The 24,596-nt window shown below is 69.3% G+C and carries 29 protein-coding genes; 17 read left to right on the forward strand and 12 right to left on the reverse strand.

Annotation, left to right across the window (positions count from 1 at the left end):
• Positions 1-9: 9 nt before the first annotated feature.
• Positions 10-1,332 (reverse strand): MFS transporter, encoded by a 1,323-nt coding sequence (locus AC1RGU_RS13265; RefSeq protein ID WP_492696511.1) that lies wholly within the window; start codon positions 1,330-1,332, stop codon positions 10-12.
• Positions 1,333-1,475: 143 nt separating this feature from the next.
• Between AC1RGU_RS13265 and AC1RGU_RS13270 the strand changes: the two genes are divergently transcribed.
• The gene (locus AC1RGU_RS13270; RefSeq protein WP_492739323.1) at positions 1,476-2,363 is read left to right on the forward strand and encodes a LysR substrate-binding domain-containing protein; all 888 of its coding nucleotides are present in this window, start codon (positions 1,476-1,478) and stop codon (positions 2,361-2,363) included.
• A gap of 15 nt (positions 2,364-2,378) precedes the next feature.
• Here AC1RGU_RS13270 and AC1RGU_RS13275 read toward each other — a convergent pair whose 3' ends face one another.
• The 3 genes from AC1RGU_RS13275 to AC1RGU_RS13285 all read right to left on the reverse strand — a co-directional run bounded on the left by AC1RGU_RS13275 (position 2,379) and on the right by AC1RGU_RS13285 (position 3,712).
• Entirely contained in the window at positions 2,379-2,690 is a 312-nt protein-coding gene (locus AC1RGU_RS13275; RefSeq protein WP_492696513.1) for a hypothetical protein, read from the reverse strand.
• Complete coding sequence (locus AC1RGU_RS13280) at positions 2,687-3,232, reverse strand: hypothetical protein (RefSeq protein ID WP_492696514.1); 546 nt, start codon at positions 3,230-3,232, stop codon at positions 2,687-2,689. The genes AC1RGU_RS13275 and AC1RGU_RS13280 overlap by 4 nt, the downstream gene beginning before the upstream one ends.
• A gap of 162 nt (positions 3,233-3,394) precedes the next feature.
• Complete coding sequence (locus AC1RGU_RS13285) at positions 3,395-3,712, reverse strand: hypothetical protein (RefSeq protein WP_492696515.1); 318 nt, start codon at positions 3,710-3,712, stop codon at positions 3,395-3,397.
• 219 nt (positions 3,713-3,931) lie between these two features.
• On the opposite strand from AC1RGU_RS13285, the gene AC1RGU_RS13290 reads away from it, so the two are divergent.
• Together AC1RGU_RS13290 and AC1RGU_RS13295 are read left to right on the forward strand one after the other, a co-directional pair.
• Positions 3,932-6,052: a TonB-dependent siderophore receptor gene (locus AC1RGU_RS13290; protein ID WP_492696516.1), complete on the forward strand. Its 2,121-nt coding sequence runs from the start codon at positions 3,932-3,934 to the stop codon at positions 6,050-6,052.
• Between the two features lie 55 nt (positions 6,053-6,107).
• The gene (locus AC1RGU_RS13295; RefSeq protein WP_492696517.1) at positions 6,108-8,501 is read left to right on the forward strand and encodes a PepSY domain-containing protein; all 2,394 of its coding nucleotides are present in this window, start codon (positions 6,108-6,110) and stop codon (positions 8,499-8,501) included.
• On the opposite strand, the gene AC1RGU_RS13300 is transcribed toward AC1RGU_RS13295, so the two are convergent.
• Positions 8,502-9,161: a glutathione S-transferase gene (locus AC1RGU_RS13300; RefSeq protein WP_492696518.1), complete on the reverse strand. Its 660-nt coding sequence runs from the start codon at positions 9,159-9,161 to the stop codon at positions 8,502-8,504.
• A gap of 92 nt (positions 9,162-9,253) precedes the next feature.
• On the opposite strand from AC1RGU_RS13300, the gene AC1RGU_RS13305 reads away from it, so the two are divergent.
• Together AC1RGU_RS13305 and AC1RGU_RS13310 are read left to right on the forward strand one after the other, a co-directional pair.
• On the forward strand, positions 9,254-10,126 hold the full coding sequence (locus AC1RGU_RS13305; RefSeq protein ID WP_492696519.1) for a helix-turn-helix transcriptional regulator: 873 nt from the start codon (positions 9,254-9,256) through the stop codon (positions 10,124-10,126).
• A 64-nt stretch (positions 10,127-10,190) separates the two neighbouring features.
• On the forward strand, positions 10,191-11,102 hold the full coding sequence (locus tag AC1RGU_RS13310) for an SDR family oxidoreductase (RefSeq protein ID WP_492696520.1): 912 nt from the start codon (positions 10,191-10,193) through the stop codon (positions 11,100-11,102).
• A 2-nt stretch (positions 11,103-11,104) separates the two neighbouring features.
• On the opposite strand, the gene AC1RGU_RS13315 is transcribed toward AC1RGU_RS13310, so the two are convergent.
• The gene (locus tag AC1RGU_RS13315; protein WP_492696521.1) at positions 11,105-11,683 is read right to left on the reverse strand and encodes a GNAT family N-acetyltransferase; all 579 of its coding nucleotides are present in this window, start codon (positions 11,681-11,683) and stop codon (positions 11,105-11,107) included.
• A gap of 30 nt (positions 11,684-11,713) precedes the next feature.
• Positions 11,714-12,130, reverse strand: coding sequence for a hypothetical protein (locus tag AC1RGU_RS13320; RefSeq protein WP_492696522.1), 417 nt, complete (start codon positions 12,128-12,130; stop codon positions 11,714-11,716).
• 110 nt (positions 12,131-12,240) lie between these two features.
• Between AC1RGU_RS13320 and zigA the strand changes: the two genes are divergently transcribed.
• On the forward strand, positions 12,241-13,434 hold the full coding sequence (zigA, locus tag AC1RGU_RS13325) for a zinc metallochaperone GTPase ZigA (protein ID WP_492696523.1): 1,194 nt from the start codon (positions 12,241-12,243) through the stop codon (positions 13,432-13,434).
• Between the two features lie 12 nt (positions 13,435-13,446).
• Here the strand turns inward: zigA and AC1RGU_RS13330 are convergent, their stop codons facing one another.
• Positions 13,447-14,100 carry an FMN-binding negative transcriptional regulator gene (locus tag AC1RGU_RS13330; protein WP_492696524.1) on the reverse strand — a complete coding sequence of 218 codons (654 nt, stop codon included), beginning with the start codon at positions 14,098-14,100 and terminating at the stop codon, positions 13,447-13,449.
• A 24-nt stretch (positions 14,101-14,124) separates the two neighbouring features.
• The gene (locus tag AC1RGU_RS13335) at positions 14,125-14,604 is read right to left on the reverse strand and encodes a Fur family transcriptional regulator (protein ID WP_062477006.1); all 480 of its coding nucleotides are present in this window, start codon (positions 14,602-14,604) and stop codon (positions 14,125-14,127) included.
• Between the two features lie 176 nt (positions 14,605-14,780).
• On the opposite strand from AC1RGU_RS13335, the gene AC1RGU_RS13340 reads away from it, so the two are divergent.
• From AC1RGU_RS13340 to AC1RGU_RS13370, 7 genes are all read left to right on the forward strand, one after another.
• Positions 14,781-15,443 carry an alpha/beta hydrolase gene (locus tag AC1RGU_RS13340; protein WP_489058281.1) on the forward strand — a complete coding sequence of 221 codons (663 nt, stop codon included), beginning with the start codon at positions 14,781-14,783 and terminating at the stop codon, positions 15,441-15,443.
• A gap of 76 nt (positions 15,444-15,519) precedes the next feature.
• Positions 15,520-15,837 (forward strand): putative quinol monooxygenase, encoded by a 318-nt coding sequence (locus AC1RGU_RS13345; RefSeq protein WP_307587546.1) that lies wholly within the window; start codon positions 15,520-15,522, stop codon positions 15,835-15,837.
• Positions 15,838-16,002: 165 nt separating this feature from the next.
• On the forward strand, positions 16,003-17,559 hold the full coding sequence (gene gshA / locus AC1RGU_RS13350; protein ID WP_095746179.1) for a glutamate--cysteine ligase: 1,557 nt from the start codon (positions 16,003-16,005) through the stop codon (positions 17,557-17,559).
• Positions 17,560-17,732: 173 nt separating this feature from the next.
• Entirely contained in the window at positions 17,733-18,113 is a 381-nt protein-coding gene (locus tag AC1RGU_RS13355) for a response regulator transcription factor (RefSeq protein ID WP_139706529.1), read from the forward strand.
• A gap of 122 nt (positions 18,114-18,235) precedes the next feature.
• Positions 18,236-19,162 (forward strand): SDR family NAD(P)-dependent oxidoreductase, encoded by a 927-nt coding sequence (locus tag AC1RGU_RS13360; protein ID WP_492696525.1) that lies wholly within the window; start codon positions 18,236-18,238, stop codon positions 19,160-19,162.
• A gap of 105 nt (positions 19,163-19,267) precedes the next feature.
• Entirely contained in the window at positions 19,268-19,684 is a 417-nt protein-coding gene (locus AC1RGU_RS13365; protein ID WP_492696526.1) for a nuclear transport factor 2 family protein, read from the forward strand.
• Positions 19,674-20,138: a MerR family transcriptional regulator gene (locus tag AC1RGU_RS13370; RefSeq protein WP_492696527.1), complete on the forward strand. Its 465-nt coding sequence runs from the start codon at positions 19,674-19,676 to the stop codon at positions 20,136-20,138. The genes AC1RGU_RS13365 and AC1RGU_RS13370 overlap by 11 nt, the downstream gene beginning before the upstream one ends.
• Positions 20,139-20,150: 12 nt before the next feature.
• On the opposite strand, the gene AC1RGU_RS13375 is transcribed toward AC1RGU_RS13370, so the two are convergent.
• From AC1RGU_RS13375 to bamE, 3 genes are all read right to left on the reverse strand, one after another.
• A complete protein-coding gene (locus tag AC1RGU_RS13375; protein WP_492696528.1) occupies positions 20,151-20,513 on the reverse strand; it encodes an HPF/RaiA family ribosome-associated protein in 363 nt (120 codons plus the stop codon).
• A 105-nt stretch (positions 20,514-20,618) separates the two neighbouring features.
• The gene (locus tag AC1RGU_RS13380) at positions 20,619-21,047 is read right to left on the reverse strand and encodes a CBS domain-containing protein (protein WP_070062567.1); all 429 of its coding nucleotides are present in this window, start codon (positions 21,045-21,047) and stop codon (positions 20,619-20,621) included.
• Positions 21,048-21,207: 160 nt separating this feature from the next.
• Positions 21,208-21,807 carry an outer membrane protein assembly factor BamE domain-containing protein gene (gene bamE, locus AC1RGU_RS13385; protein WP_492696529.1) on the reverse strand — a complete coding sequence of 200 codons (600 nt, stop codon included), beginning with the start codon at positions 21,805-21,807 and terminating at the stop codon, positions 21,208-21,210.
• 216 nt (positions 21,808-22,023) lie between these two features.
• Between bamE and ylqF the strand changes: the two genes are divergently transcribed.
• The 4 genes from ylqF to AC1RGU_RS13405 all read left to right on the forward strand — a co-directional run bounded on the left by ylqF (position 22,024) and on the right by AC1RGU_RS13405 (position 24,595).
• Positions 22,024-23,001, forward strand: a complete 978-nt coding sequence (ylqF, locus tag AC1RGU_RS13390; protein ID WP_492696530.1) for a ribosome biogenesis GTPase YlqF — start codon at positions 22,024-22,026, stop codon at positions 22,999-23,001.
• A 54-nt stretch (positions 23,002-23,055) separates the two neighbouring features.
• On the forward strand, positions 23,056-23,520 hold the full coding sequence (locus AC1RGU_RS13395; RefSeq protein ID WP_139706524.1) for a Fur family transcriptional regulator: 465 nt from the start codon (positions 23,056-23,058) through the stop codon (positions 23,518-23,520).
• 104 nt (positions 23,521-23,624) lie between these two features.
• Positions 23,625-23,774 (forward strand): type B 50S ribosomal protein L36, encoded by a 150-nt coding sequence (ykgO, locus tag AC1RGU_RS13400; protein ID WP_013542562.1) that lies wholly within the window; start codon positions 23,625-23,627, stop codon positions 23,772-23,774.
• A 116-nt stretch (positions 23,775-23,890) separates the two neighbouring features.
• Positions 23,891-24,595, forward strand: a complete 705-nt coding sequence (locus tag AC1RGU_RS13405; protein WP_492696531.1) for an ABC transporter ATP-binding protein — start codon at positions 23,891-23,893, stop codon at positions 24,593-24,595.
• Position 24,596 lies beyond the last annotated feature (1 nt).

The following is a 24,596-nucleotide window of genomic DNA, read 5'->3' on the forward strand; positions in this document are numbered from 1 at the left end:
AAGACGGTATCAGGCCGGCGCGTGGGCGTGGGCCGCATCGATGTCGCGGCCCGTGTGGTCGCGCAGCCAGAGCAGGCCCAGCAGCGACACCAGCGTCATCCCCACCAGGTACCAGGCCGGCGCCAGCTTGCTGCCGGTCGCGTTGACCAGCCAGGTGCTGACGAAGGGCGCGAAGCCGCCGAAGAGCGCCACGCCCACGCTGTAGACCAGCGACATGCCGCTGGCGCGCACGCGCTTGGGAAACATCTCCGGCAGCATCGTGATGCCCGGCACCGTCTGCACCACCAGGCCGATGCTCAGCACGCCGAGCACGGTGAACAGCACCACGGGCGTGGGCGAGGCGTTGAGCCACAGGAAGCCCGGGTAGATCAGGATCGCCATCACGATGCGGCTCCACAGGATGAGCGTCTTGCGGCCCACGATGTCCGACCACTTGCCCACGAAGGGCGCGAGCGCGAACGACAGCAGGCCCGTGAGCGCTGCGCCGAACAGCGCCACCGAGGGCGTGAGGCCGAGTTCGCGCACGGCGTACGTCGGCATGTAGAAGGTGACCACGTAGGCCGCCGTGGTGCCGCCCACCAGCGCGAGGATGGCGGCCAGCACCGTCCTGCCGTGCTGCGTGCAGACGATCTTCAGGCTGCTCTCGCGCGGTGCCTTGGCGTCTTCCGGCGAGATGTGCAGCGATTCTTCGAGGTGGCGACGGATGTACATGCCCACCGGCGCGATCAGCATGCCGAGCACGAACGGCACGCGCCAGCCCCAGCTCTGCATGGCCTCGGCGGACAGCGAGACGGTCAGTACGCCGACCACCACGGCACCCATCAGCACGCCCAGGCCCTGACTCGCGAACTGCCAGCTCGCCATGTAGCCGCGGTTCGCGGGCGTGGCGTGCTCCACCAGCAGCGTGGTGGATGCGCCGACTTCGCCGCCGGCCGAGAAGCCCTGGATCAGGCGCGCCAGCACGATCACGATCGGCGCCGCGACGCCGATGCTCGCGTAGGTCGGCGTGAAGGCGATCAGCGCGCAGCCCAGCGCCATCAGGAAGATCGTGAGCGTCATGGCCTTCTTGCGGCCCGCGCGGTCGGCGTACGCGCCGATCACGATGCCGCCCAGCGGCCGCATGATGAAACCGACGCCGAAGCTCGCCACCGTGAGCAGCAACTGGCCGTAGGAGCTGAAGGTGGGGAAGAACAACTTGCCGATCACCAGCGCGAGAAAGCCGTAGACCGTGAAGTCGAAGAATTCCAGTCCGTTGCCGATGGTGGTGGCCACGATGGTCTGGCGCCGGCGGGCCGGCGAGGAAGGCGAGGGCTGGGAAGCGGGGGTGTTCATGTGTCTCCTGTGTGTATCGGGGGCGCAGGCCGCGTGGGCCCGAACCGCGGCGGATGCTAGAGACTCGCCGCTGTCATGAAAAGACAATAATTGGGCGTCAACGATAACTTTTGGTTGTCACTCCAAAGATGAAACCCAATCAGTTGCATGCTTTCGTGGCCGTGGTCGAACAGCTCAGCATCCGCGCTGCCGCGCGCGTGCTCGGCATTTCGCAGCCGGCCGTGACCAAGATCGTGCGCGAGCTGGAGCGCGAGGTCGGCGCGCCGCTGGTGGAGCGCAGCGTGAAAGGCGTGCGGCTCACGCAGTTCGGCCTGGCCTTCGCGCCGCGCGCGCGGCTGCTGCTGGCCGACATGGAACGCGCCCGCGACGAAATTGCACAGATCCGCGACGGCGCCACCGGCTCCGTCTCGCTGGCCGTGAGCGCCTCGTTCGCGCTCACCGTGCTGCCCGCCGCCTTCAAGGACTTCCACACGCGCCTGCCGGCGGTCGACGTGCAGTTCAGCGAGGCCGTGCTGCCGTGGATGCTCGCGCGGCTGCGCGACGGGTATCTCGACTTCGCGGTGGCGCACATCGTGCCCGGCACGCTCGATCCGCAGTTCGAGGCGCTGGAGCTGTTCCCGGTGCAGCTGGTCGTCGGCCTGCGCGAGCGCCATCCGCTGCGCAACGCGCGCTCGCTGAACGACCTTTATGCCGCCGAATGGGTCCTGCCGGGCGACGACCATGGCGGAACCAACGCCGTGGCGCCGCTGTTCACCCCGCTCGGGCTGTCGCCGCCCACGCGCGTGCTGCAGGGCCACTCGGTCACCGTAGCGCTCGCGCTGGTGGGCCACATGGATCTGATCGGCCTCTTCGTCGAGCCGCTGGCCGGGCTCAGCTTCAAGCGCCACGGCATCCGGCGCGTGGACGTGCGCGAGACGCTGCCGATGCTGAACGTGTGCGTGGTGCGCCGGCGCGGGCAGCCGTCGACGCCGGCGGCGCAGCACTTCATCGAGTGCATTCAGCGGGCGTCGGCGGCGGCGATGAAGGGGTAGCGGAGGCGGGGCGGCTCAAAGCCCGAACAGCAGCACCACAAGGGCAACGGTCGCGCCGAGGACCACGTAGCCAATGCCGGTCAGCAGCAGCGCGAAGCCGACGAGATAGATCACGCGCCGTCCCCAGTTCGGCGCGCTCGGTACGCAGCGCCAATAGACCAGCGCGGCCGCGAGGATCAGCATGCCCTCGATTGCATGGGCGATGACGCGCGTGGCCCCGGCAGAGTGAAAGACCGACCGGTCCAGCCACATGCCGATAACTCCCGCGAGCGGGATCAAGGCGGTCCAGGCGAGCACGCCGAGCGCGAGCCGCCCCGCCGCCTTCATCGGATGGCCTCGCCCTTGAAGAAGTGAAGAGGCATCGGGCTTTCCCAGCCGGGCGCCTGATAGCCGGACACCCCGAGATCGGGGACCGAGCCCATCACGCTGCGCAGCAGTGCTGCGAGGTACGAACTGCTGTTGTATTCGCCGGGGTTCATCCGGTCGCCTCGCAGGCGAGCGGGGAAGCTGTAGGGGGACACGTAGCTTGAAAAATCCGTGGCGCGCCTCATCAGCGTGCGCGCGAACGCCTCGGGGCTCATGCCACCGGGCGGCGCCAGCGGAATCTTGACGACGACATCGGTGGGCAGCGTGTTGGCATAGATGTTGGTTCGAATCCGCAACACGTTGTGCAACCCCGCTTCGCCCATCGTCGGTTGACCATCGATCACCGTGAGGCCCGAATAGGCGTCATCGATGACCAGCGAGATGTGCAGGCTGGGATAAGGGGTCCCCACAAGCCCGGCAGGACCGGCCGCCACCCGGCCGTACAGCGTGAACGTCGGTGTCGAGTGCTGCGCACGCCCCACCGAGTTTTCATTGGTGTTCATGAATTCCTCCCTGATTGGCGTTTCGAAATGGAACGCTCTGGAGGCGATGCTAGGGGCGCGAGCGCCAAAACACTGTTGTCAAATGAGGCTTCCGCTCATCCGGGATCCCTGCCGCTTCCGCGCACCGGAAGCGCCACCGGGCCAAGTCGCCATGGCCCCAACTCAACGCGAGAACAACACCAGCGCCACGAAAAGCAGTTTGACGCCGAAGGCCACGAGGGCGCTGGCGACCACCATCAGCACCACGAAGGCGACGAAGTAGGCCACGCGTCGGCCCCAGTGCGGCGCGCTCGGCACGGCATACCAGTAGAGCAGCGCGGCCGCGCCGAGGTTGATGGCCTGGACTGCATACATGGTGACGCGCGAGGCTTCGGGCGAGTCAAGGACCGACGGGCCCAGCCACATGCACAGAAGTCCCAGCAGCGGGACCACGGTGACCCAGGCGAGCACGCCGAGCGCCAGGCGTCCGGCCGTCTTCATCGCAGGGCCTCCCGCCTGGTCGATGTTTCACTGGCAGTCATGAATTCCTCCTTGATGGCGTTTCGACATCGAACGCTCTGGCGTCCGATCCTATCGGCAGGGTCTGGCAACTGTTGTCAAATGAGAACTCCTCTCATTCATAATCCCTCCCGCTTCCGCACGCCGGAAGTGTCACCAGGCCGCCGGGAGGCGCGCCGCCAGAACATCCAAGGGATCTGAATGAAGAGAGTTTGTGTGAGCCTTGCGCTCGCCGCCGTGCAGGCAGCGCAGGCGCAATCCGTGCCTGCGTCCGCTGCGTCCGACACGCGGGCAAGCGAGCTGAGCACCGTCAACGTCGAGGCCTCGCGCGCCAACGGCTTCCTGGCCGAGACGGTCGAGGCGGGCACGTTCCGGGGCGCGTCCGTGATGGACGTGCCGGCCACGGTCAACACCGTGACGCGCGAGGTGATCGAACTGCAGGGCGCGGCGGGCGTGTACGACGTGCTGCGCAACACGGCCGGCGTGACGCGCCAGCAGAACGGTGGCGACACTTTCGACCAGCTCGTCATCCGCGGCATTGCCGTGGAGAACCGCACCAACTACCGCCTCAACGGCGCGCTCGCGATTCCCAACGTGTCGGAAATTCCGATGGAGAACAAGGAGCGCGTCGAGGTGCTCAAGGGCGCGTCGGCGCTGTACTACGGCTTCACCACGCCAGCGGGGGTGATCAACTTCGTCACCAAGCGCGCGGGGCGCACGCCCGTGACCTCGCTCGGGATGAGCGTCGACAACCAGGGCGGGCTGCAGGGGCAGGTCGACATCGGCCGCCAGTTCGGCGAGAACGACCAGTTCGGGCTGCGGCTGAACGCGGCGGGCGGCCAGCTGGGCTCGACCATCGACGGCGTGGACGGTGACCGCAAGTTCATCTCGGCCGCGCTCGACTGGCGCGTGAACCGGCGGCTCACGCTGAAGGCCGACATCGAGCACTACCGCAAGCGCATCACCGAACAGGCCGGCATCGCGCGGCTCGCGGCCGTGAACGGCGTCATCGCGCTGCCGGCGCTGCCCGATCCGCACAAGCTGATCGCACCGCCCTGGGCCGTGTTCGAGGCCGAGGTCACCAACACGCAGCTGCGCGCCGACTACGCCTTGAGCGACCACTGGGCGCTCAGCGTGGAGGCCGGCCATTCCGAGGCCGAGCGCGACCGGCGCCTGGCGCAGTTCGGCAACTACAACGTGCGCACCGGCATCGGCCGCCTCACGGGCAACGTGCAGCACCTCGAGCAACGCTCCGACCTGCTGCGCGCCGAGCTGTTCGGCACCTTCGCCACCGGCGCGCTGCAGCATGAACTGACGCTCGGCGCGGCACGCAGCGACAAGACGCAGGCGCCCGTGTTCCAGCGCAACTACGGCGGCGCGACCACGCTGCAGAACCTGTACAGCCCGGTGCCCATCGGCGCGCTGGCGCTGAGCGCGATGCCGTCGCGGCCCACCTCGGGCGCGCAGGACAGCGAGGAGCTGGGCCTGTACGCGCTCGACCGCATCACCTTCTCGCCGCAGTGGCAGCTGGTGGCCGGCCTGCGCCACACGCGCTACCAGAGCTGGCAGGGCGCAATCGCCACGCTGCCAGCCCTCGACTACAGCGTGCGCAAGACCACGCCGCTGGCGGCGCTGAGCTACAAGTTCACGCCCGACCTCATGGCCTATGTGTCGTACTCGCAGGGCGTGGAAGAGGGCGAGGTGGCGCCGGCGGGCACCGCCAACCAGAACACACGCATGCCGCCCGGCGTGAGCCGGCAGAAGGAGGTCGGCCTGCGCTGGCTGACCGGCGGTGGCACGCTGCTGTCGGGTGCGCTGTTCGACATCGAACGGCCCGGCGCCTACACCGACAGCGCCAACATCTTCGTGGCCAGCGGGCGCCAGCGCTACCGCGGCCTCGAGGTGTCGGCGCAGGGGCGGCTCACGACCGCGCTGGCGTGGCAGCTCTCGGGCCAGTGGCTCGATGCCGAGTTCCGCCGCATCAACGCGCAGTACGACGGCAAGCGGCCCGAGAACACGGCGCGCACCACGGCGAGCGCCTTTGTCTCGTACGACATCGCGGCGGTGCCGGGGCTGTCGGTCAACGGCGGCGCGTACTTCACGGGGCGCCGTCCTGTCGACGACCTGAACCAGGGTTTCATCGGCGGTGCGACGGTCTTCGGTCTCGGCGCGCGCTACGTGGCGCAGCTCATGGGCAAGCGCACCACCTTCCAGCTGAACGTCGACAACGTGGGCGACAAGCGCTACTGGTCGGCGGCAGGCACGCGGCTTGCAGTCGGCACGCCGCGTACGATCAAGGCCCTGGTCAAGATCGATCTTTGAACCCGCGCGCCCCGCCTTGGCGGGGCTTCCTGTTTCCCGTTTTCTTCTGTTTTTCATGGCTTTGCTGCGTCGCGTCTGGTTCCAGATCCATTGGTTCATCGGCATCACGGCGGGCAGCGTGCTGGTCGTCATCGGCCTGAGCGGGGCGACGCTGTCGTTCCGCGCCGAGATCACCGACCTGCTGAACCCGATCCCGGCGGCCTCGGCCGCACCCGCATTGGCACCGCCTGCGCTCGTTGCGCGCGTGCAGGCCGAGATGCCCGAGCGACGTATCGCGACCGTCGCTGTGTCGACCGAGCCCGGGCGCGCCGCGCGCATCGGGTTCGCGCCGCCGCCCGGTGAGCGGCGCGGCGAGACGCGCTTCGCCGATCCCGCCACCGGCGCGCTGCTGCCCGATCCGGTGGGCGAGCACTTCTTCGAGTTCGTCGAGGAGCTGCACCGCTGGCTGCTGCTGCCGCGTGACGACGGCAAGCCCATCACCGGCTCGCTGGCCGGCCTGTTGCTGCTGCTGGCGCTGTCGGGCCTGTACCTGCGCTGGCCGCGCCGGCCCTTCGCGTGGCGCCAGTGGCTGCGCATCGACTTCGCGTTGCGCGGCCGCGCCTTCCTGTGGAACCTGCACGCGGTGGTCGGCACCGTCGCGCTGCTTGCGTATGTGGTGTCGACCACCACCGGCATGTACTGGGCCTTCGACGGGCTGCGCAAGGTGGTGGACGGCGCGGTCGGCGAGGGCCGTGTGGTGCGTGCCGAACGCGCGCCGGCCGATGCCCCGGTGACGCTCGACCTGGCGCGCGTCTGGCAAGCCTTCGTCGACACCACGGGCGGCGACTGGACCCAGGTGACGCTGCGGCTGCCCGCGCGCAACGGCACGCAGGTGGAGGCCGTCTACCTGCGCACGCACGCCGAGCATGAGCGCGCGCGCAACCGCCTGTACCTGCAGGCCGCGACCGGCGAGACGCTGCGCCACGAACGCTATGCCGACAAGCCGCCCCTGGGCCGTTTCGTGAACAGCATCTACCCGCTGCACATGGGCACCTACTGGGGCCTGCCGGGGCGCATCGTGATGATGCTCACGAGCGGGGGGCTCGCGCTGTTCGCGATCAGCGGCTGGATGATGTACCTCGGCCGCCGCCGCACCGCGAAGGCCGTGCGCGCCGAGCGTGCGCGGCTCGATGCGGTCGCCGTGCCCGCCACGGTGGGCGACGCGGGCCAGGTGCTGATCGCCTTCGCGAGCCAGACCGGCCATGCCGAGCGCCTCGCGCTGCAGACGGCCGGCGCGCTGCAGGCCGCCGGTGTCGCGGCGGTGGTGCGGCCCGTGTCGGCACTGAGCGCTGACGCCTTGCTGCACTTCCGTCAGGTGCTGTGGGTGGCGAGCAGCTTCGGCGAGGGCGAGCCGCCCGACAGCGCGCGGGCCTTCGCCCGTGCGTTCGCGCGGCAGAGCGGCCCGGGCTTGCGCCACCTGCGCTATGGCCTGCTCGCGCTCGGCGACCGCCACTACGCGACCTTCTGCGGCTTCGGCCGCAAGCTCGACCACGACCTGCACAACCAGGGTGCGCAGCCGCTGTTCCCCATGGTCGAGGTGGACGGCGAAGACCCGGCAGCGCTCGCGCGTTGGCACGATGCGCTACGCGAAACCTTCGGGGTGCGCGATGCCGCGTGGCCTGTGTCGACCGCGCCGGCTTTCGAGGCCTGGCGGCTCGACGGCCGGCGGCTGCTCAATGCGGGCAGCCAGGGCGATCCGCTGTTCGAGATCGAGCTGCGGCGCGCCAGTGGCGGCGCGATGAACTGGACGCCCGGCGCACTGGTCGAGATCGTGCCGCGCCAGATGCACGACGACGGCGCTCCGGCGCCCGCGCCGCGCAGCTACTCGGTTGCGTCGATTCCGTCCGATGGCGCCATCCAGCTGCTGGTGCGGCAGGCGCGGCATGACAACGGGCTGGGCGTGGCCTCGGGCTGGCTCACGGTCGGCGCGCCGATGGGCACGGAACTCGCGCTGCGCCTCGTCGCCAACCCGGGCTTCGCGCTGCCCGACGATGCGCGACCCTGCATCTTCATCGGCAACGGCTCGGGCTTTGCGGGGCTGCGCGCGCTGCTGCGCGAGCGTGCACGCCGAGGGCACGGCCGCAACTGGCTGGTGTTCGGCGAGCGGCAGGCGGCGTACGACGGCTTCGGCGCGGACGAGGTCGCGGCATGGCAGGCCGGCGGCCTCGTGGCGCGCGCCGATTTCGTCTACTCGCGCGACCAGGCGCAGCGCGTGTACGCGCAGGACCGCCTGCGCGAGGCTGGCGAGGTGCTGAAGCAGTGGGTGGACGAAGAGGGCGCGATCGTCTTCGTGTGTGGCAGCCTCGAAGGCATGGCGCCCGGCGTGGATGCGGCGCTCACCGAGGTGCTGGGCGAGAGCGGCATGGACGCGCTCATCGCCGAAGGCCGTTACCGCCGCGACGTGTACTGATCAGGCGGGCGGAAAGCTCACGCCCGGTTCGCCCGCCTGCCATGGCGCGTACTTGGTCATGATGCGCGCGAACATGTCCGATGCGGTCCAGCCCGCGAGCCAGGCCTGCAGGCGCGGCCACGGCTGCGTGTCGAACCAGGCCGCATCGACCATCGCGAACTGGCGAACGAAAGGCATCAGCGCCGCGTCGGCCAGCGTGGCGTGCGCGCCGGCCAGCTGCGCCGACATCGCGAGCCGGTCTTCGAGCCCTTGCAGGAAGCGCGCGCCGTCGTCGCGCGCGGAGCCTTCCGATGCGGGGTAGCGCGCCGGGTACTTGTAGCGGTCGAGCAGCGGCTTGAAATCGTTGTCGCAGGCCGCCACCAGCGCGAGCAGGTCGTCGAGCGTGCCGCGCTCCGGCGTCAGCCAGCGCAGCGGATCGTGGCGGCGCAGCGCCCACAGCATCACGTCCAGGCTCTGTTCCAGCACCGCTGCGCCGCCGTCGAGCACCAGCACGGGGACAGTGCCCTTGGGCGAGGCCGCGAGCATCTCGGCGGGTTTGCGCTTCAGCTCGACCTCGCGCAGCTCGCAGCGCTGTTCGCTCGCCACCAGCGCGAGCCGGGCCCGCATCGCATAGGGGCAGCGGCGGAACGAATAGAGCACGGGGAGGGCGGAATCGGGCATGCGAACGACAGGTGGACAAGCGGAGCCGGCCGATTGTCGGCCCGTGCCCGCCGGGTCGCGCGGCGGCGGGTTTTTCCTCACAATCGACCGCCATGGGCGAACGCCTTTTCCTCCGGCTTCACGACGACCCGCTGCACGGGCCGGAATCGGGCGTGCCCGACGGCACGCTGCAGGTGCTGCCGATCGCACCGGCCCTGCGGTCGCATGTCTCGCACCTGCTGATGTACCGCGAGACCTTCGCGCCCGGCCACGAGGTGCGCGAGCGCGTGCTGCCCGACGGCGCGATCCGGCTGGTCTTCAACTTCGGCGACGCGCCCTCGGCCGATGACGCACCCGGGCAGGCGGTCGAAGCCATCGGCGCCTTCGCTGCACCGGCCGTGGTGCGGATGCGCGACACGGTGGAAGGCCTGTCGGTGGCGCTGCGCCCCGGTGCGGCGGCGGCGCTGCTGGGCGCGCCGGCCGGCGAGATCGCGGGCCGCGCGGTGCACCTCGATGAACTCTGGGGCGGCGAGGGCTCGACGCTGCTCGCGCGCATGGCCGAGGCGCACGGCGATGTCGCACGCGCGCAGCTGCTGCAGCAGGCCCTGATGAAGCGCCTGCAGAAAGCCGGCACTGGCACGCCACCGGCCGCCGCGATGCACGCTGCACGGCTCATCGCCGCCGCCGACGGGCGCCAGGCCTTGCGCGAGGTGGCGCAGGCGGTCGGTGTGGGCGAGCGCCGGCTGCAGCAGCTCTTTCATGCGCACGTCGGGCTGTCGCCGCGCGCCTGGGGCCGGCTGGCGCGGCTGCATGCCTGCCTGCGCGCACTGCGCCTGCACAGCGCGCCGGCCTGGGCCGACATGGCGCTGGACCACGGGTTCTACGACCAGTCGCACCTCGTCAACGAGTTCCGCGCCCTGTGCGGCGTGACGCCCACCGAGTTCCTCGGGCGCCGGGTTTCGGTTTCTTCCAAGACGGCGCGCTGAGGCCGGCCTATCGTGGCGGCCTGTCCTGCCCAAGGACCCTCACCGAACGAAGGAGCAACGACACATGACAGCAGCCCCCTCCACCCCCGACGCCGCGCACCGTCCGCTGGCGGGCCGCGTGGCCGTGGTGACCGGCGCCAGCCGCGGCGCGGGCCGCGGCATCGCGCAGGAACTGGGCGCGGCCGGCGCCACCGTGTACGTGACCGGGCGCAGCACCCGCGCGCGGCCGGCCGACAGCTACGGGCAGCTGCTCGCCCTGTCCGAACTGGCCGCCTTGCCCGGCACCATCGACGACACCGCCGAGGAGGTCACGCAACTCGGCGGGCGCGGCATTGCCGTGGCCTGCGACCACACGAAGGAAGACGAGGTGGCGGCGCTGTTCGCGCGCGTCGAGCGCGAGCAGGGCCGGCTCGACCTGCTCGTGAACAACGCCTGGGGCGGTCACGAAAGCTTCACCGGTGTCTTCGAGGCGCCGTTCTGGGAGCACCCGCTCGCCAACTGGGATTCGATGTTCGATCGCGGCGTGCGCAACCACCTCGTGGCCAGCCGCTGCGCCGCGCCGTTCATGGTGGCGCGCAAGCAGGGCCTGATCGTCACCACCACCTTCTGGGACCGCGGCCACTACCTGCGCGGCAACCTGTTCTACGACCTCGCCAAGGCATCGATGACGCGGCTGGCCTTTGGCATCGCGCAGGAACTGCAGCCGCACGGGGTGGCCTCGGTGGCGGTGTCTCCGGGCTGGATGCGCACGGAGTTCGTGCTCGCGGGCCACAAGACCGACGAGGCGCACTGGCAGGAGCGCCCCGCGCTGGCGCGCACCGAGTCGCCGCGCTACCTGGGCCGCGCCGTGGCCGCGCTGGCGGCCGATGCGCAGGTGCTCGACAAGACCGGCCAGGTGCTGCGCGTGGCCGACCTGGCGCGTGCCTACGGCTTTACCGACATCGACGGGCGGCAGGTCAAGGCGTTCGAGATGTAGCGTCAGCCGAGTTCGCGCACGTCGATGCGAAAGCGCAGCTCGGGCGCGCCGCCGAGCCCGGGCGCGGTGATGAACTCCTCGACCAGCACGCCGCCGTTGGCGCGGATCACGCGCTGCGAAGCGAGGTTGTCGGGGCTGGTCGTGATCTCGACGTGGTCCAGCCCGATGGCGCGCGCGTTGGGCAGCAGCGCGCGCAGCGCGGCGGTGGCGTAGCCCCGGCCGCTTTTCCATGGCACCACGCCGTAGCCGATGTGGCCGAGGCAGTACGAAGGCAGGGCGTTGGTGCCCGGCTGCCAGCGCAGCTGGATGCTGCCGCAGAACTCGCCGTCCCACAGCCAGCGCCGGTAGCCGGGCAGCCGCGGCACGGTGCCACCGGTGGGCAGCGCGATGGGCGGGCCCTTGGCTTCGCGGTCGACGAGGCCGGCGAGAAAGCCGTCGGGGTCGGTGCGGATCAGCGCCAGTTCTTCCCGGCCGGCTTCGGCCCGCAGGTTGTTGGGCGACCAGCCGCGCTCCAGTGCGGCGATGTAGCCGGGCAGGTGCTCGGGCGACGGCCAGACGAGCTGCAGGGCGGAAGGGGACATGGGACGCGGTCCTTTTTCTTTCGGGTTCATTCAGTACGAGCGCAGGGCGATGCCCCAGCGCCCCTCGGCCTGCACGACGATCCAGAGGTTGGCGTGCGTGCTGAGCACCGCGCCGGCCGCATCGCGCCGCGTGTAGTGCACGACGAAGTGCACCTTGTCGTGACTCACGAGCACCGGCTCCTTCTTTTCGTACTGCGTGCGCGCCCAGCCGCCGGCCTTGAGCGTGTCGAAGAAATCGGCCGGGTGCTGGCCGGGCGCGGGCCAGTCGAGCCGCTGCGCGCCCGAAAGCATCGTGTGCGGAAAGTGCAGCTCGGCGTCCATGCCGCGCGTGTCCGAGGCGTTGAACGCGGCCGTGAAGCGGTCGAGGCAGGCCGACGCGGCGGCGACGACGGCAGCGTGTGGCACGTCGGAGGGCGGCGGGGCGACGAAGGCAGACAAATCGGTCATGTGCCGGATGGTAGGCGAGCGCGCGCCTGTCGGTCACGTTCTCATGAAATGCAACTGAGTTGCGTCAATCCATATAATGCAATTTTGTTGCAACTACGGAGCCTGCCCTCATGGCCGATCGTCTTCCCGTCACCGTGCTGTCCGGCTTCCTGGGCGCCGGCAAGACCACGCTGCTCAACCACATCCTGCACAACCGCGAGGGCCGCCGCGTGGCGGTGATCGTCAACGACATGAGCGAGGTCAACATCGACGCGGCGCTGGTGCGCGAAGGCGGCGCCGCGCTGTCGCGCACCGACGAGAAGCTGGTCGAGATGAGCAACGGCTGCATCTGCTGCACGCTGCGCGAAGACCTGCTGATCGAGGTGAAGCGGCTCGCCAAGGAAGGGCGCTTCGACCAGCTCGTGATCGAGTCGACCGGCATTTCCGAGCCCTTGCCCGTGGCCGAGACCTTCACCTTCGCGGGCGAGGACGGCCAGAGCCTGGCCGACGTGGCGCGGCTGGACACCATGGTCACGGTGGTCGATGCCTTCAATTTCCTGCGCGACTACGGCTCGCCCGACAGCCTGGGCCAGCGCGGCCAGTCGCTCGGCGACGAGGACACGCGCACGGTGGTCGACCTGCTGATCGAGCAGATCGAGTTCTGTGACGTGCTTGTGGTCAACAAGACCGACCTCGTGACGGCCGAGGAACGCGAGCGGCTGATGGCCATCTTGCGCAGCCTCAACCCGCGTGCGCGCATCGAGGAGTCGGAATTCGGCCGCGTCGCGCTCGACCGCGTGCTCGACACGGGCCTGTTCGACTTCGAGCAGGCCGAGCAGGCCCCCGGCTGGCTGGCCGAGCTGCGAGGCGAGCACGTGCCCGAGAGCGAGGCCTACGGCATCCGCAGCTTCGTCTACCGGTCGCGCCTGCCGTTCCATCCGCAGCGCTTCTGGGACCTGGTGCAGAGCGAGTGGGACGGCGTGGTGCGCTCCAAGGGCTTCTTCTGGCTCGCGAGCCGGCCGACCCGCGCGGGTGCGTGGTCGCAGGCCGGCGGTGCCTGCCGCTACGGCGTGGCGGGCCTGTGGTGGGCGGCCGTGCCGCGCGAACACTGGCCGACCGACCCCGACGGGCTCGAACTCATCCGCAAGAACTGGGACGACGCCACCGGCGACGCGCGCCAGGAGCTGGTGCTGATCGGCATCGGCATGGACGAAGCCGCACTGCGCGCGCGGCTCGATGCCTGCCTGCTCACGCCCAACGAGATGCGCTTCGGCCCCTCGTGGTGGCAGAACCTGCCCGATCCGTTTCCGTCGTGGAACGCGTAGGGCGCGGGAGATTCAGTCGCCGGCGCTGCCGGGCTGCATCGCCTGCTGCACCAGCCGCGCCATGGCCGACGCGTTCTCGCTGCCGACGGCGGCCAGGCCCTGCACCGTGCCTTGACGGTCCTGCAGGGCTTCGTCCTGGCTGGCCTTGAGCTTGCCTTCGAGGCGGTCGATGGGGATCTCGATGCCCACCACGGCGCGCGCCAGCTTGCGGATGAAGGTCTCGGGCGCGTCCGTGGTCTGCCAGGGCACGGGTTGGCCGGCCTCGTTCGCCGCGGTCAGCCGCGCGAGCAGGTCGAGCAGCCAGGCTTCGTCGTCGATGGCGCGCGCGATGCCGTGCGCATGGGCGACGGCGTAGTTCCAGGTCGGCACCACCTGGCCGTGCTCGGCCTTGCCGGGGTACCAGCCGGGCGTGATGTAGGCCTGCGGCCCCTGGAACATCACGACCGAAGGGGCCGCGGCATCGAGTTCGCGCCACACGGGATTGGCGCGCGACACGTGGCCGAGCAGCGTACCGAACGGGCCGCGCGAGCGGTCGAGCAGAAAGGGCAGGTGGTTGGCGACCAGCCCGTCGGCGCCCTGAACGACCCAGGCGCCCAGCGGATGCGCGTCGATCAGCGCGTGGCTCGCGCCGAGGTCGGGCTGGCGGTGGTGCCGGGAGACGTACACGCGCGGCCTGGTCGGCTCGGCGAGCTATCGGGCACAGTCGCCGCACATGCCGTGCAGCGTGAGCGCCGTGTGCCGCGTGTCGATGCCCTGCTTGCGCAGCGCCTTGCCGAGCCGGCCCATCACCTTGGGCAGTTCGGGGTCGGAGGGCAGGGCCAGCACCTTGTGGCACTGGTCGCATTCGAAGGTGTTGCCCGAGGCGGTGTCGACGTGCCGCGCGAAGCGGTTGACCCGGTCGGCGCCCACGCGGCGGTCGCACAGGCCGGCCTCGACCAGCCGGTCGAGCACGCGGTAGAGCGTGACGCGGTCGGGCGGCTCGCCCGTGGCGGCGGTGTAGGCGGCGGCCACTTCCTCGTGGGTCAGCGGCTGCGAGCCGTGTTCGAGCAGCTCGAGCACGGTCTGGGCGGCGCGCGTCACGCGCAGCCCGCTGCCGCGCAGCAGCGCCTCGCTGTCGAAGGCGGGGCCGGGCGACGAGGTCTTCGGGGACGGGTTCGGGGTGGTCTTCATGCGAAACGCCATTGTGTTGCATCCGGCGCTCCCTTGTGCCGGCAAGGGCGCCGGGGCGGCCCGAAGGCCCGGATGTTGCGAGGTGCAAGTCAGCCAACCGGCCGTTTCGCCGCTGCCCGGGTCGCCCGAATGCGCTAAGGTCCGGGCATTCGCATTCCTGAATACCTTCGTTGACCATGTCCCGTCCTCCCATCGAAATCGAAACCGCCCCGAACCCCACCGCCTCGGTGATCCTGATGCACGGCCTGGGTGCCGACGGCAACGACTTCGTGCCGATCGCCGGCGAACTCGACCTGTCGGCGGTGGGCCCGGTGCGCTTCGTGTTCCCCAACGCGCCCGTCATTCCCGTGACCATCAACGGCGGCTACGAGATGCCCGCCTGGTACGACATCGCGGTGGCCGACCTGGTGGCGCGCGAGGACGAGGCCGGCCTGCGCCGCTCGCAGGCGAGCATCGAGGCCCTCATCGCCAACGAGAAGGCACGCGGCATTCCCGCCCACCGCATCGTGGTGGCCGGCTTCTCGCAAGGCTGCGCGATGGCGCTGATGACGGGGCTGCGCCACGGCGAGCGGCTGGCCGGCATCGTCGGCCTTTCGGGCTATCTGCCGATCGCCGCGACCACGGCGGCCGAGCGCCACGGCGCCAACCACGACACGCCCGTGTTCCTCGCACACGGCCGGCAGGACCCGGTGGTGCCGCTGGCGCGCGCCGAACAGTCGCGCGACGCGCTGGTGGCGCTGGGCCACCCGGTCGAATGGCACGAGTACGCCATGGCGCACTCGGTCTGCATGGAAGAGATCGCCGACCTCAACCGCTTTTTGCTGCGCGTGTTCGGCTGAAGGCCCGCCACGCCGGGCCGCGCGCGCATCCATCCTGATCCTGTCACCCCGAAAGAACGCACAGAAGGAGACCCCCATGATCCTGGTCATCGGACACGCGCTGGCAAAGGCCGACACCCTGCAGGCGATGCTGGCCATCAGCGTGGAACACGTGCTGCGCTCGCGCGCCGAGCCCGGCTGCATCTCGCACGACGTCACGACCGACGTGCAAGACCCGCTGCAGCTCACCTTCGTGGAGCGCTGGAGCGACATGGCGGCGCTGCAGGCGCACTTTCGCGTCGATGCGTCGCGCGCTTTCGGCAAGGCGCTCGCGGCCATGGCCGACGGCGTGCCGTCGATCCATGTCTACCAGTCGGAAGAGATCGACCTGTCGGCGGGCCGCCCCAAGGCCTGAATTTCGAACCCCGCTGCGCGCCGCAAGGCCGGTGGTATTTGAGAGGGCAGCTATGAAAAAAGTAGCAAAAAACAGCATAGCCGGATGCGGGATTCCCTGCTTCAGCAGTGCCTGTCCGCCCGTGCTACCTTCCAGCCCCACAGAAGATTGATGGGTCATAAGAACATGAGCAACAGATTGCAGGAGAGGCTGGGTGCACTCCCGGCCGCGCGATTGAAGGGAATGCGTCGCGGCATCGAGAAGGAAAGCCTGCGCGCGCTGCCCGACGGCAAGCTGGCCCTCACGCCGCATCCGCTGGCGCTGGGCTCGGCGCTCACGCATCCGCACATCACGACCGACTTCAGCGAATCGCAGCTCGAACTCATCACGGGCGTGCACGCGGGCGTGGAGTCGGCGCTCGAAGAGCTCACGCGGGTGCACCAGTTCACCTACCGCGTGCTCGACCAGCTCGGCGACGAGCGCCTGTGGGTGTCGAGCATGCCCTGCGGCCTGCCGACCGACGAGACCATTCCGATCGGCCGCTACGGCTCGTCGAACGTGGGCCGCGCCAAGAGCGTGTACCGCATGGGCCTGAGCCACCGCTATGGCCGGCGCATGCAGACCATCTCGGGCATCCACTACAACTGGTCGCTGCCGGAGGTGTCGAGCGAAGAGTACTTCGCGCTCATCCGCAACTTCCGCCGCCAGGCCTTCTTGCTGCTGTACCTGTTCGGCGCCTCGCCGGCCCTGTGTTCGAGCTTTGTCGCGGGCCGCCCGCACGAGCTGCAGCCGCTGGGCGACGGCAGCATGTACATGCCGCACGGCACCTCGCTGCGCATGGGCCGCCTGGGCTACCAGAGCGAGGCGCAGGCCTCGCTGGCCGTGAGCTACAACAGCCTGGAGGGCTACGGCGCCTCGCTGCAGGACGCGCTCACGCGCCCGTGGCCGGCCTACGAGGCCATCGGCATCCGCAACCTGGGCGGCGACTACAACCAGCTGGGCACCAGCCTGCTGCAGATCGAGAACGAGTTCTACGGCACCATCCGCCCCAAGCGCGTCATCCACTCCGGCGAGCGTCCGCTGCATGCGCTGCGCGAGCGCGGCGTGGAGTACGTCGAGGTGCGCCTGATGGACCTCGACCCCTTCGAGACCGTCGGCATCAATGCGCAGACCATGCGCTTCATCGACGTGTTCCTGCTGCACTGCCTGCTGAACGACAGCCCCGACGACACCCCGCAAGAAATCGCCGACCTGGCGCAGAACCAGCACCTCACGGCCGCGCGCGGCCGCGAGCCGGGGCTGAAGCTGCGCCGCGACGGGCGCGAGGTCGCGCTCACCGACTGGGGCCTGGAGCTGGTCGAGCAGTGCCTGCCGATTGCCGCCGCGCTCGACGCGGCGCAGGGCGGCACGCAGCACGTCGACGCCGTGCGCGCCGCCAAGGCCGGCCTCGAGAACCCCGACAGCCTGCCCTCGGCCCGCGTGCTCGCGGCCATCGAGCAGCAGCACGGCAACTCCTTCGTCGGCTTCGTGCGCGCCCAGTCGGAACAGACCCGCGCCGCGCTGCTGGCGCTGCCGTTCTCGGCCGCGCAGCAGGCCGGGTTCGAGCAGATGACGGCCGAGTCGATCCAGGCGCAAAAGCGCATCGAGGCGGCCGACACCATGCCCTTCGAGATCTACCGCGAGCAGTACGTCTCGCCGGCGCGCCTGGGCATGGCTCCTGGCCGCCTGCCGGTCGCAGCCTGAAGCATGCTCACGGCGGCGCCACGGCGGCGCCACGGCGGCGCCGGCCGGCGCATGCCGACAGCGCCGCTGGCCGATGGCCTACAGCCATTGACCTGTCCGGCTCACCGTGGCGCGGCGGCCAGCCCCGAAGATGGCGTCATGCGCTGCCCAGTTCCGGACCCGAGACACCCACCATGACGCTCCATGCCTACCTGGTCGAGGACAGTCCGGTGATCCGCGAGAACCTGGTCGACTTTCTCGAGGACGTGGTCGATGCGCACGTGATCGCCTCGGCCAGCACCGCCGACGAAGCGCTCGACTGGCTGCGCGACCACAAGAGCGATTGGGACCTGGCCATCGTCGACCTGTTCCTGCAGCGCGGCAACGGCCTGGCCGTGCTGAACGCCTGCCGCCAGCGCTCGCCGCACCAGAAGGTGGTGGTGCTCAGCAACTACGCCACCGCCGACATGCGCCTGCGCTCGCAGCAGCTGGGTGCCGACGCCTTCTTCGACAAATCGGCCGAACTCGACCAGCTGGTGGCGTACTGCGCCACGGTCCAGCCGTCGCATGGGTGACTCCCGCCGGGGGCGCCCGGCGGCGAACGGGGCGGGGAACTGAGGTAAAACGTTGGGTTGTTGTCAATTGGCAACCCTCACCAACACCGACCCACACCGTTCAGACAGCGAGCAGAGACCTCATGAGCAACAGCACCTCCATCGACTTCCAGGGCCGCGTGGCCATCGTGACCGGCGCGGGCGGCGGCCTGGGCCGCCAGCATGCGCTGGCCTTGGCGGCGCGCGGCGCCAAGGTGGTGGTCAACGACCTGGGCGGCGCGCGCGACGGCTCGGGCGGCTCGGTCAGCGCCGCGCAGGCGGTGGTCGACGAGATCAAGGCGGCCGGCGGCGAAGCCATGGCCAACGGCGCCTCGGTGACCGACTTCGAGGCCGTGCAGGCCATGGTCAAGCAGGCGGTCGACGCCTGGGGCCGCGTCGACATCCTGGTGAACAACGCCGGCATCCTGCGCGACAAGAGCTTCGCCAAGATGGAGCTGGACGATTTCAAGCTCGTGGTCGACGTGCACCTGATGGGCGCCGTGAACTGCACCAAGGCCGTCTGGGCGCTCATGAACGAGCAGAAGTACGGCCGCATCGTGATGACCACCTCGTCGTCGGGCCTGTACGGCAACTTCGGCCAGAGCAACTACGGCGCCGCCAAGCTGGCGCTGGTGGGCCTGATGCAGACGCTGAGCATCGAAGGCGCCAAGAACGACATCCGCGTGAACTGCCTGGCGCCCACCGCCGCCACGCGCATGACGGAAGACCTGTTCCCCAAGGACATGCTCGAGGCCTTCCGCCCCGAGGCCGTGGTGCCCGCGATGCTGGTGCTGGCCGCGCAGGACGCGCCCAACCGCACCATCCTCTGCGCCGGCGCCGGCACTTTCGAGGCCGCCCACATCACGCTGACGCAGGGCGCCTGGCTGGGCATTGCCGCCGACACGCCCGAGCAGCTGGCCGCGCGCCTGTCGGAAGTGACCGCGCGCGAGGGCGAGGCCGTGCCGCAAAGCGGCGCCGCCCAGGGCGCGAACGAAGTCGCCAAGGGCATGGCGAACGCCGGCCGGGGCTGATCTCACCGTCGTTCGGTGCATGGCGCTTGACTTCGAGCGCACTCGAGCATTTCCAATGAATTCACCGGATGTCCGGTGTCTTCATTCATCCAAGGAAATCACGCCATGCACACGATCGACAACAAGGCCCTGGTCCAGCGCATCCACGCGGAGCTGGACAAGGGCAACGGCCAGGCCTTCATCGACAGCCTGGCCGACGACGCCAGCTGGACGCTGGAAGGCAGCACGCCCTGGTCGCGCACCTACCAGGGCAAGCAGGCGATCCGCGAAGAGCTGATCAAGCCGCTGTTCGGGCAGTTCGCCGGGCCCTATGTGAGCAAGACCGAATGCATCGTTGCGGAAGGCGACCGCGTGGTGGTGCTGTTCAGCGGCGACGTGCCCACCAAGGCCGGCAAGCGCTACAACAACCGCTATTGCTACGTCTACCGACTCGAAGGAGGCCAGGTGAAAACATTGACCGAGTACTTCGACACCGCGCTGGTCGAGCGGGCGCTCGACGCGCCGACCGCCCATGCCGGCTGACCCCGTCGCCACCACCACACCGTCGTTCCACATCGGCGAACTGGCCGCGCGCACGGGCCGCACGGTGCACGCCATCCGCTGGTACGAATCGCAGGGCCTCGTGCCCGGCGTGGCGCGCGACGCGGGCGGACGGCGCGTGTACGGTGAACTGCATGTGGGCTGGCTCGACCTGATGGACCGGCTGCGCCGCACCGGCATGTCGATCGCCGAGATGCGCGACTACACGGCGCTCGCATTGCAGGGCAAGGCCACGCTGCGCCAGCGGCGCGACCTGCTCGAGGCGCACCGCGCGCGCGTGCACCAGACGATTGCCGACTGGCAGCAGGCGCTGTCGCTGGTCGATCGCAAGATCGATTTCTACGATGCCTGGATGGCCGACGGGCGGCGCCCGCCGCTCATTCCGGTGGAAACGCCGCAGCGCCTGCCGGCGCCGAAGCGCAAGCCGGCGCGCTGAGCTTCGACTCGACTACTCGGCGACGAAGCCCTCGCCGTCGCGGCGGATCGAATCGCGGGCGCGGTGGTTGTTGAGACGGCCCAGCGTGTTGTCGAGCAGGCGCTTGAGCTTGTCGGCCGCGCCGCGGAAGGCCTCGTCGAGGCTGGCGGCGTGCTGTGTCACCGCGAGCGGCTGGTGGTGCGCCAGGCGCGCTTCCATCACGCAGCACTTGTCGCCGCCGCCGGCCTTGTCGTGGTTCTCGTCGCTCAGGTGCACCTCGACGCGCGTCACGTCTTCGACGAAACGGCTCAGGTGCTGCTTGATCTCGGTGTCTGCCCAGCGCTCCAGCGTGTCCTTGTTGGTGATGCCATTGCTCGTGTTGACCTGGATCTGCATTGCGTATGTCCCTGCTGGATGGTGAACGAGACTTCACTGTGCACCCGAAAGAGTGCCCCTGTGCGTAGGTGTGTTGCCCCTCTTTTCCGGGGCATCGCAGCGTGCTCAGCTCTGGATGTAACTGGTCAGCTGGGTGATGGTCTGCTCGTGCTCGGAAATGATGTCGTCCATCAGGTCTTGAATGGAGATCATGCCCACCACCTTGTCGCCGTCGACCACGGGCAGGTGGCGGAACTTGCGCTGGCTCATGAGCGCCATGCAGGCGCGGGTGCGGGTCTGCGGGGTGACGGTCATCACGTCGGGCGTCATGATCTCGGCGACCTTCATCTCTTTCGAATTCTTGCCTTGCAGCGCCACCTTGCGGGTGTAGTCGCGCTCGGACAAAAAGCCCACGAGCTTTTCGCCGTCCATCACCATGAGCGCGCCCACTTCGAAATGCGCCAGCGTGGCCAGCGCGTCGAACACGCTGGTGTCGGGCGAGGTGCGCCAGGCGGCGGAATCGTGGCGCTTGAGCAGTTCGGAGACGGGTTTCATCGCAGGCACTCCATTCAGGGGTTTCGATCCGGCCGACGCACGTGGCGGCGCCGTGCTTCGGACAAATCATAGGGGCGGAATCGCCCTTCGCGATGCAAAACCCTCCCGGGTGTTGCGCGTGTCATGCCGCGCACACGAACCCGGGGATGATCAAGGGTGCTCAGGGCGCGGCGGCCAGCACGCGGCTCAGCGCCACGGCATTGCCCGCGACGTCCTTCACGAGGCCCTGCGCGTCGAAGTTCACCTGGAACTCCGACCAGCTGTCGCGCCAGTAGCGCCACACCGGCGCGTCCAGGCTCGGGTTCTCGCTGGCCACCGGGTAGCCCAGTGCCATCAGCACCTGTTCGCGCGTCATGCCCGGCATCACCTTGCCCGCGAGGATGGCGGCGCCCACTGCAGGCGGGAAGCTGGCGATCTTGCGCTTCGGGTCTTCGGTGACCACGTAGCGCTTGGCGAAGTCGATCAGCGTGATGTTGCGGCTGTAGTCGTTCTTGATGCGCTGGGGCTTGCCCGCGAGATCGAGGTTGAAGAAGCGGAAGTCGTAGGCCGTGATGCGCGCCGGCGTGCCCACGGGGACGATGCTCGTGCCCTGTTCGTCGTAGTTGATGTCGCTGATCGAGTCGCCATACGTGCGCATGTTGCAGCACAGGAAGCCGTCGGTCAGCGGGCCGGGCGGCGGCGACGGGCGCTGGGCATGCGCCGCGGTGGCGGACAGGATGGTGGTGGCCGCGAGCAGGGCGGCGGCAAGGCGCTGGACCATGAAAAGGATCTCCCTCGGTGTGACTTTTTGAAACGGCTGCAGGCGCAACGCGCGGATTCTAGGGGTGATCTGGCGGCCAACAAGCCAGTGAATACGCCAGTTGGTGCTATCAAAAGCGCAGCAACGAGGAATCGGTCCGTTTCCCGGTTCACAATGCGCACCCGGCCTGCGAGGCCGGCCCCCTTCCAGACAGCGCGAAAGAAAGAGCATCCATCGATGGCGATCCAGTGGTTCCCCGGTCACATGTATTCGACCCAGAAGGCCATCACCGAACGGGTGAAGGACATCGACGTGGTGATCGAACTGCTCGACGCGCGCCTGCCCGGCTCCAGCGCCAACCCGATGCTGGCCGAGCTCACGGCCGGGCGGCCCACGCTGAAGGTGCTCAACAAGCAGGACCTGGCCGACCCCGTGCGCACCGAGGCCTGGCTGGCGCACTACAACGCGCTGCCCGACACCCGCGCCATTGCGCTCGATGCCAGCCTGACCACGCCCGCGCAACGCATCGTGCGCGCCTGCCACGAGCTGTCGCCCAACCGCGGCGGCATGGCCAAGCCGATGCGCGTGCTGATCTGCGGCATCCCCAACGTGGGCAAGTCGACCCTCATCAACACGCTCACCGGCGGGCGCAAGGCCAAGACCGGCGACGAGGCCGGCATCACCAAGCTGGAGCAGCGCATCACGCTGGCCGACGACTTCTACCTGTGGGACACGCCCGGCATGCTGTGGCCGCGCATCATCGTGCCCAAGAGCGGCTACAACCTCGCGGCCAGCGGCGCGGTGGGGCGCAACGCTTTCGATGAAGAAGAAGTGGCGCTGGAGCTGCTGGACTACCTCAAGGCGAACTACGCCGAGGGCATCGTCGCGCGCTTCAAGCTCGTCGAGCTCGACGCCGCCACCTTGGCCGGCATGAAGGACGAAGACGTCCTCGACACCATCGGCCGCAAGCGCGGCGCGCTGCTGGGCAAGGGCAAGGTCAACCTGCAGAAGGCGGCCGAGATCGTGATGCACGAGTTCCGCGCCGGCAACCTGGGGCGCATCACGCTCGAGACGCCCGAGGAGTTCGCGCAGTGGCTGGCCGCCGGCCAGCGCGCCGACGCCGAGCGCGCCGCGAAGAAGGCGGCGCGCGGCAAGAAAGGCAAGGCCAAGCCCGAGGCGCCCGACGCAGACAGCAGCCCAACGGCCGACGCGTGAAGGTCTTGCGCGCGCCGCGCTGAAGGCCGCGCGGGCCGCCCCTATCATCGAGAGATGCAACGTCTCACGCGCCAGCGCAACGCCGTTTTCTCCGCCTTCAGCGACGCGGGCCGCGTGCTGACCGCCCCCGAAATCCTCGAACACGCACGGGCCATCGTGCCCGAGATCAGCCTGTCGACGGTGTACCGCCAGGTCTCGCTGCTGCTGGCCGACGGCGAGATCGCCAAGGTCGAGCTGCCGGGCGAACCGGCGCGTTACGAAGTGGCCTGCAAGGCCGACCCGCACGACCACCATTCGCACGGCGCCAGCGAAGGTGGCGATGCAGGGCACCACCACCATCACTACTTCCATTGCTCGCAGTGCGGCCAGGTGTTCCTGCTGCACGCCTGCCCGGGGCCGATGCACGACCTGGCCCCCAAGGGCTTCCAGGTGACGCACCACGAGGTCACGCTGCATGGCCTGTGCGCCGCCTGTGTCGACGCCGGCGCGAAAGCGCCGAAGGCGCACCCGCCGCACTGACGACGGCGGGGCCCCGGATGCCGGGGAAAGGTCAACAAAGTTATTGAGAATGAATTCGCAATAACGTATATTCGCGTGTCCGAACGAACTCCCCGGCCACGCACATGCAAGTCCTGTCCTCGCTCAAGGAAGCCAAGAAGCGTCACCGCGATTGCCAGGTGGTGACGCGGCGCGGCCGCACCTACGTCATCTGCAAGTCCAACCCGCGCTTCAAGGCGCGGCAAGGCGGCGCGAAAAACAAGAACAAGCGCTGACGCGCGGCGGCCTCGCTGCCGCCTTCCATTCCCCTCGATGACCGCATCGGCGTGCCTACGCCGGGGCGTGCCTGCGCGCGTCTTTCCTTTCTTCCTTCCATCGGAATCCCTCCGCCATGCTCCGAGCCTCCGGCCTCACCAAACGCTACGGCGCGCACACCGCGCTCGACCGCCTCGACCTCGACATCCGCGGCGGCGACATCTACTGCCTGCTGGGTGCCAACGGCGCGGGCAAGACGACGACCATCAACCTGTTCCTGAACTTCATCGCGCCGACCGACGGCACGGTGCAGATCAACGGCACCGACGTCACGCGCCACCCGGTCGCGACCAAGCAGGACGTGGCGTACATCCCCGAGCAGGTCACGCTGTACGGCACGCTCTCGGGTCTGGAAAACCTGCGCTTCTTCGCCGGCCTCGCACTGGGCCACGAGCTGCCACGCGACCGCCTGCTCGCGCTGATGACCGAGGTGGGGCTCGACCACGCGGCCGCCGACAAGCGCGTCAGCATGTACTCCAAGGGCATGCGCCAGAAGGTGTGGATCGCGGTGGCGCTGGCCAAAGAGGCCAAGGCGCTGCTGCTCGATGAGCCCACCTCGGGGCTCGACCCGCATGCCGCCGCCGAGTTCTCCGACCTGCTGCGCCGCGCGGCCGACCGCGGCGTGGCCGTGCTCACCACCACGCACGACCTGTTCCATGCACAGCAGACCGCCACGCGCGTCGGGATCATGAAGCGCGGCCGGCTGGTCGAAAGCCTCGACGGCGCGCAGATCGGCCAGACCGACCTGCAGTCCCTCTACCTGCAACACATGAGGGCCTGAC

It is taken from the genome of Variovorax sp. GW823-FHT02B07 (genome assembly GCF_058797695.1).

Excerpts from the sequence above, each read along its gene's own strand:
- AC1RGU_RS13265 (WP_492696511.1), bottom strand. The coding sequence starts at position 1,332 with ATGAACACCCCCGCTTCCCAGCCCTCGCCTTCCTCGCCGGCCCGCCGG.
- AC1RGU_RS13275 (WP_492696513.1), bottom strand. The coding sequence starts at position 2,690 with ATGAAGGCGGCGGGGCGGCTCGCGCTCGGCGTGCTCGCCTGGACCGCC.
- AC1RGU_RS13280 (WP_492696514.1), bottom strand. The coding sequence starts at position 3,232 with ATGAACACCAATGAAAACTCGGTGGGGCGTGCGCAGCACTCGACACCG.
- AC1RGU_RS13285 (WP_492696515.1), bottom strand. The coding sequence starts at position 3,712 with ATGAAGACGGCCGGACGCCTGGCGCTCGGCGTGCTCGCCTGGGTCACC.
- AC1RGU_RS13290 (WP_492696516.1), top strand. The coding sequence starts at position 3,932 with ATGAAGAGAGTTTGTGTGAGCCTTGCGCTCGCCGCCGTGCAGGCAGCG.
- AC1RGU_RS13295 (WP_492696517.1), top strand. The coding sequence starts at position 6,108 with ATGGCTTTGCTGCGTCGCGTCTGGTTCCAGATCCATTGGTTCATCGGC.
- AC1RGU_RS13300 (WP_492696518.1), bottom strand. The coding sequence starts at position 9,161 with ATGCCCGATTCCGCCCTCCCCGTGCTCTATTCGTTCCGCCGCTGCCCC.
- AC1RGU_RS13305 (WP_492696519.1), top strand. The coding sequence starts at position 9,254 with ATGGGCGAACGCCTTTTCCTCCGGCTTCACGACGACCCGCTGCACGGG.
- AC1RGU_RS13310 (WP_492696520.1), top strand. The coding sequence starts at position 10,191 with ATGACAGCAGCCCCCTCCACCCCCGACGCCGCGCACCGTCCGCTGGCG.
- AC1RGU_RS13315 (WP_492696521.1), bottom strand. The coding sequence starts at position 11,683 with ATGTCCCCTTCCGCCCTGCAGCTCGTCTGGCCGTCGCCCGAGCACCTG.
- AC1RGU_RS13320 (WP_492696522.1), bottom strand. The coding sequence starts at position 12,130 with ATGACCGATTTGTCTGCCTTCGTCGCCCCGCCGCCCTCCGACGTGCCA.
- zigA (WP_492696523.1), top strand. The coding sequence starts at position 12,241 with ATGGCCGATCGTCTTCCCGTCACCGTGCTGTCCGGCTTCCTGGGCGCC.
- AC1RGU_RS13335 (WP_062477006.1), bottom strand. The coding sequence starts at position 14,604 with ATGAAGACCACCCCGAACCCGTCCCCGAAGACCTCGTCGCCCGGCCCC.
- AC1RGU_RS13340 (WP_489058281.1), top strand. The coding sequence starts at position 14,781 with ATGTCCCGTCCTCCCATCGAAATCGAAACCGCCCCGAACCCCACCGCC.
- AC1RGU_RS13345 (WP_307587546.1), top strand. The coding sequence starts at position 15,520 with ATGATCCTGGTCATCGGACACGCGCTGGCAAAGGCCGACACCCTGCAG.
- gshA (WP_095746179.1), top strand. The coding sequence starts at position 16,003 with ATGAGCAACAGATTGCAGGAGAGGCTGGGTGCACTCCCGGCCGCGCGA.
- AC1RGU_RS13355 (WP_139706529.1), top strand. The coding sequence starts at position 17,733 with ATGACGCTCCATGCCTACCTGGTCGAGGACAGTCCGGTGATCCGCGAG.
- AC1RGU_RS13360 (WP_492696525.1), top strand. The coding sequence starts at position 18,236 with ATGAGCAACAGCACCTCCATCGACTTCCAGGGCCGCGTGGCCATCGTG.
- AC1RGU_RS13365 (WP_492696526.1), top strand. The coding sequence starts at position 19,268 with ATGCACACGATCGACAACAAGGCCCTGGTCCAGCGCATCCACGCGGAG.
- AC1RGU_RS13370 (WP_492696527.1), top strand. The coding sequence starts at position 19,674 with ATGCCGGCTGACCCCGTCGCCACCACCACACCGTCGTTCCACATCGGC.
- AC1RGU_RS13375 (WP_492696528.1), bottom strand. The coding sequence starts at position 20,513 with ATGCAGATCCAGGTCAACACGAGCAATGGCATCACCAACAAGGACACG.
- AC1RGU_RS13380 (WP_070062567.1), bottom strand. The coding sequence starts at position 21,047 with ATGAAACCCGTCTCCGAACTGCTCAAGCGCCACGATTCCGCCGCCTGG.
- bamE (WP_492696529.1), bottom strand. The coding sequence starts at position 21,807 with ATGGTCCAGCGCCTTGCCGCCGCCCTGCTCGCGGCCACCACCATCCTG.
- ylqF (WP_492696530.1), top strand. The coding sequence starts at position 22,024 with ATGGCGATCCAGTGGTTCCCCGGTCACATGTATTCGACCCAGAAGGCC.
- AC1RGU_RS13395 (WP_139706524.1), top strand. The coding sequence starts at position 23,056 with ATGCAACGTCTCACGCGCCAGCGCAACGCCGTTTTCTCCGCCTTCAGC.
- ykgO (WP_013542562.1), top strand. The coding sequence starts at position 23,625 with ATGCAAGTCCTGTCCTCGCTCAAGGAAGCCAAGAAGCGTCACCGCGAT.
- AC1RGU_RS13405 (WP_492696531.1), top strand. The coding sequence starts at position 23,891 with ATGCTCCGAGCCTCCGGCCTCACCAAACGCTACGGCGCGCACACCGCG.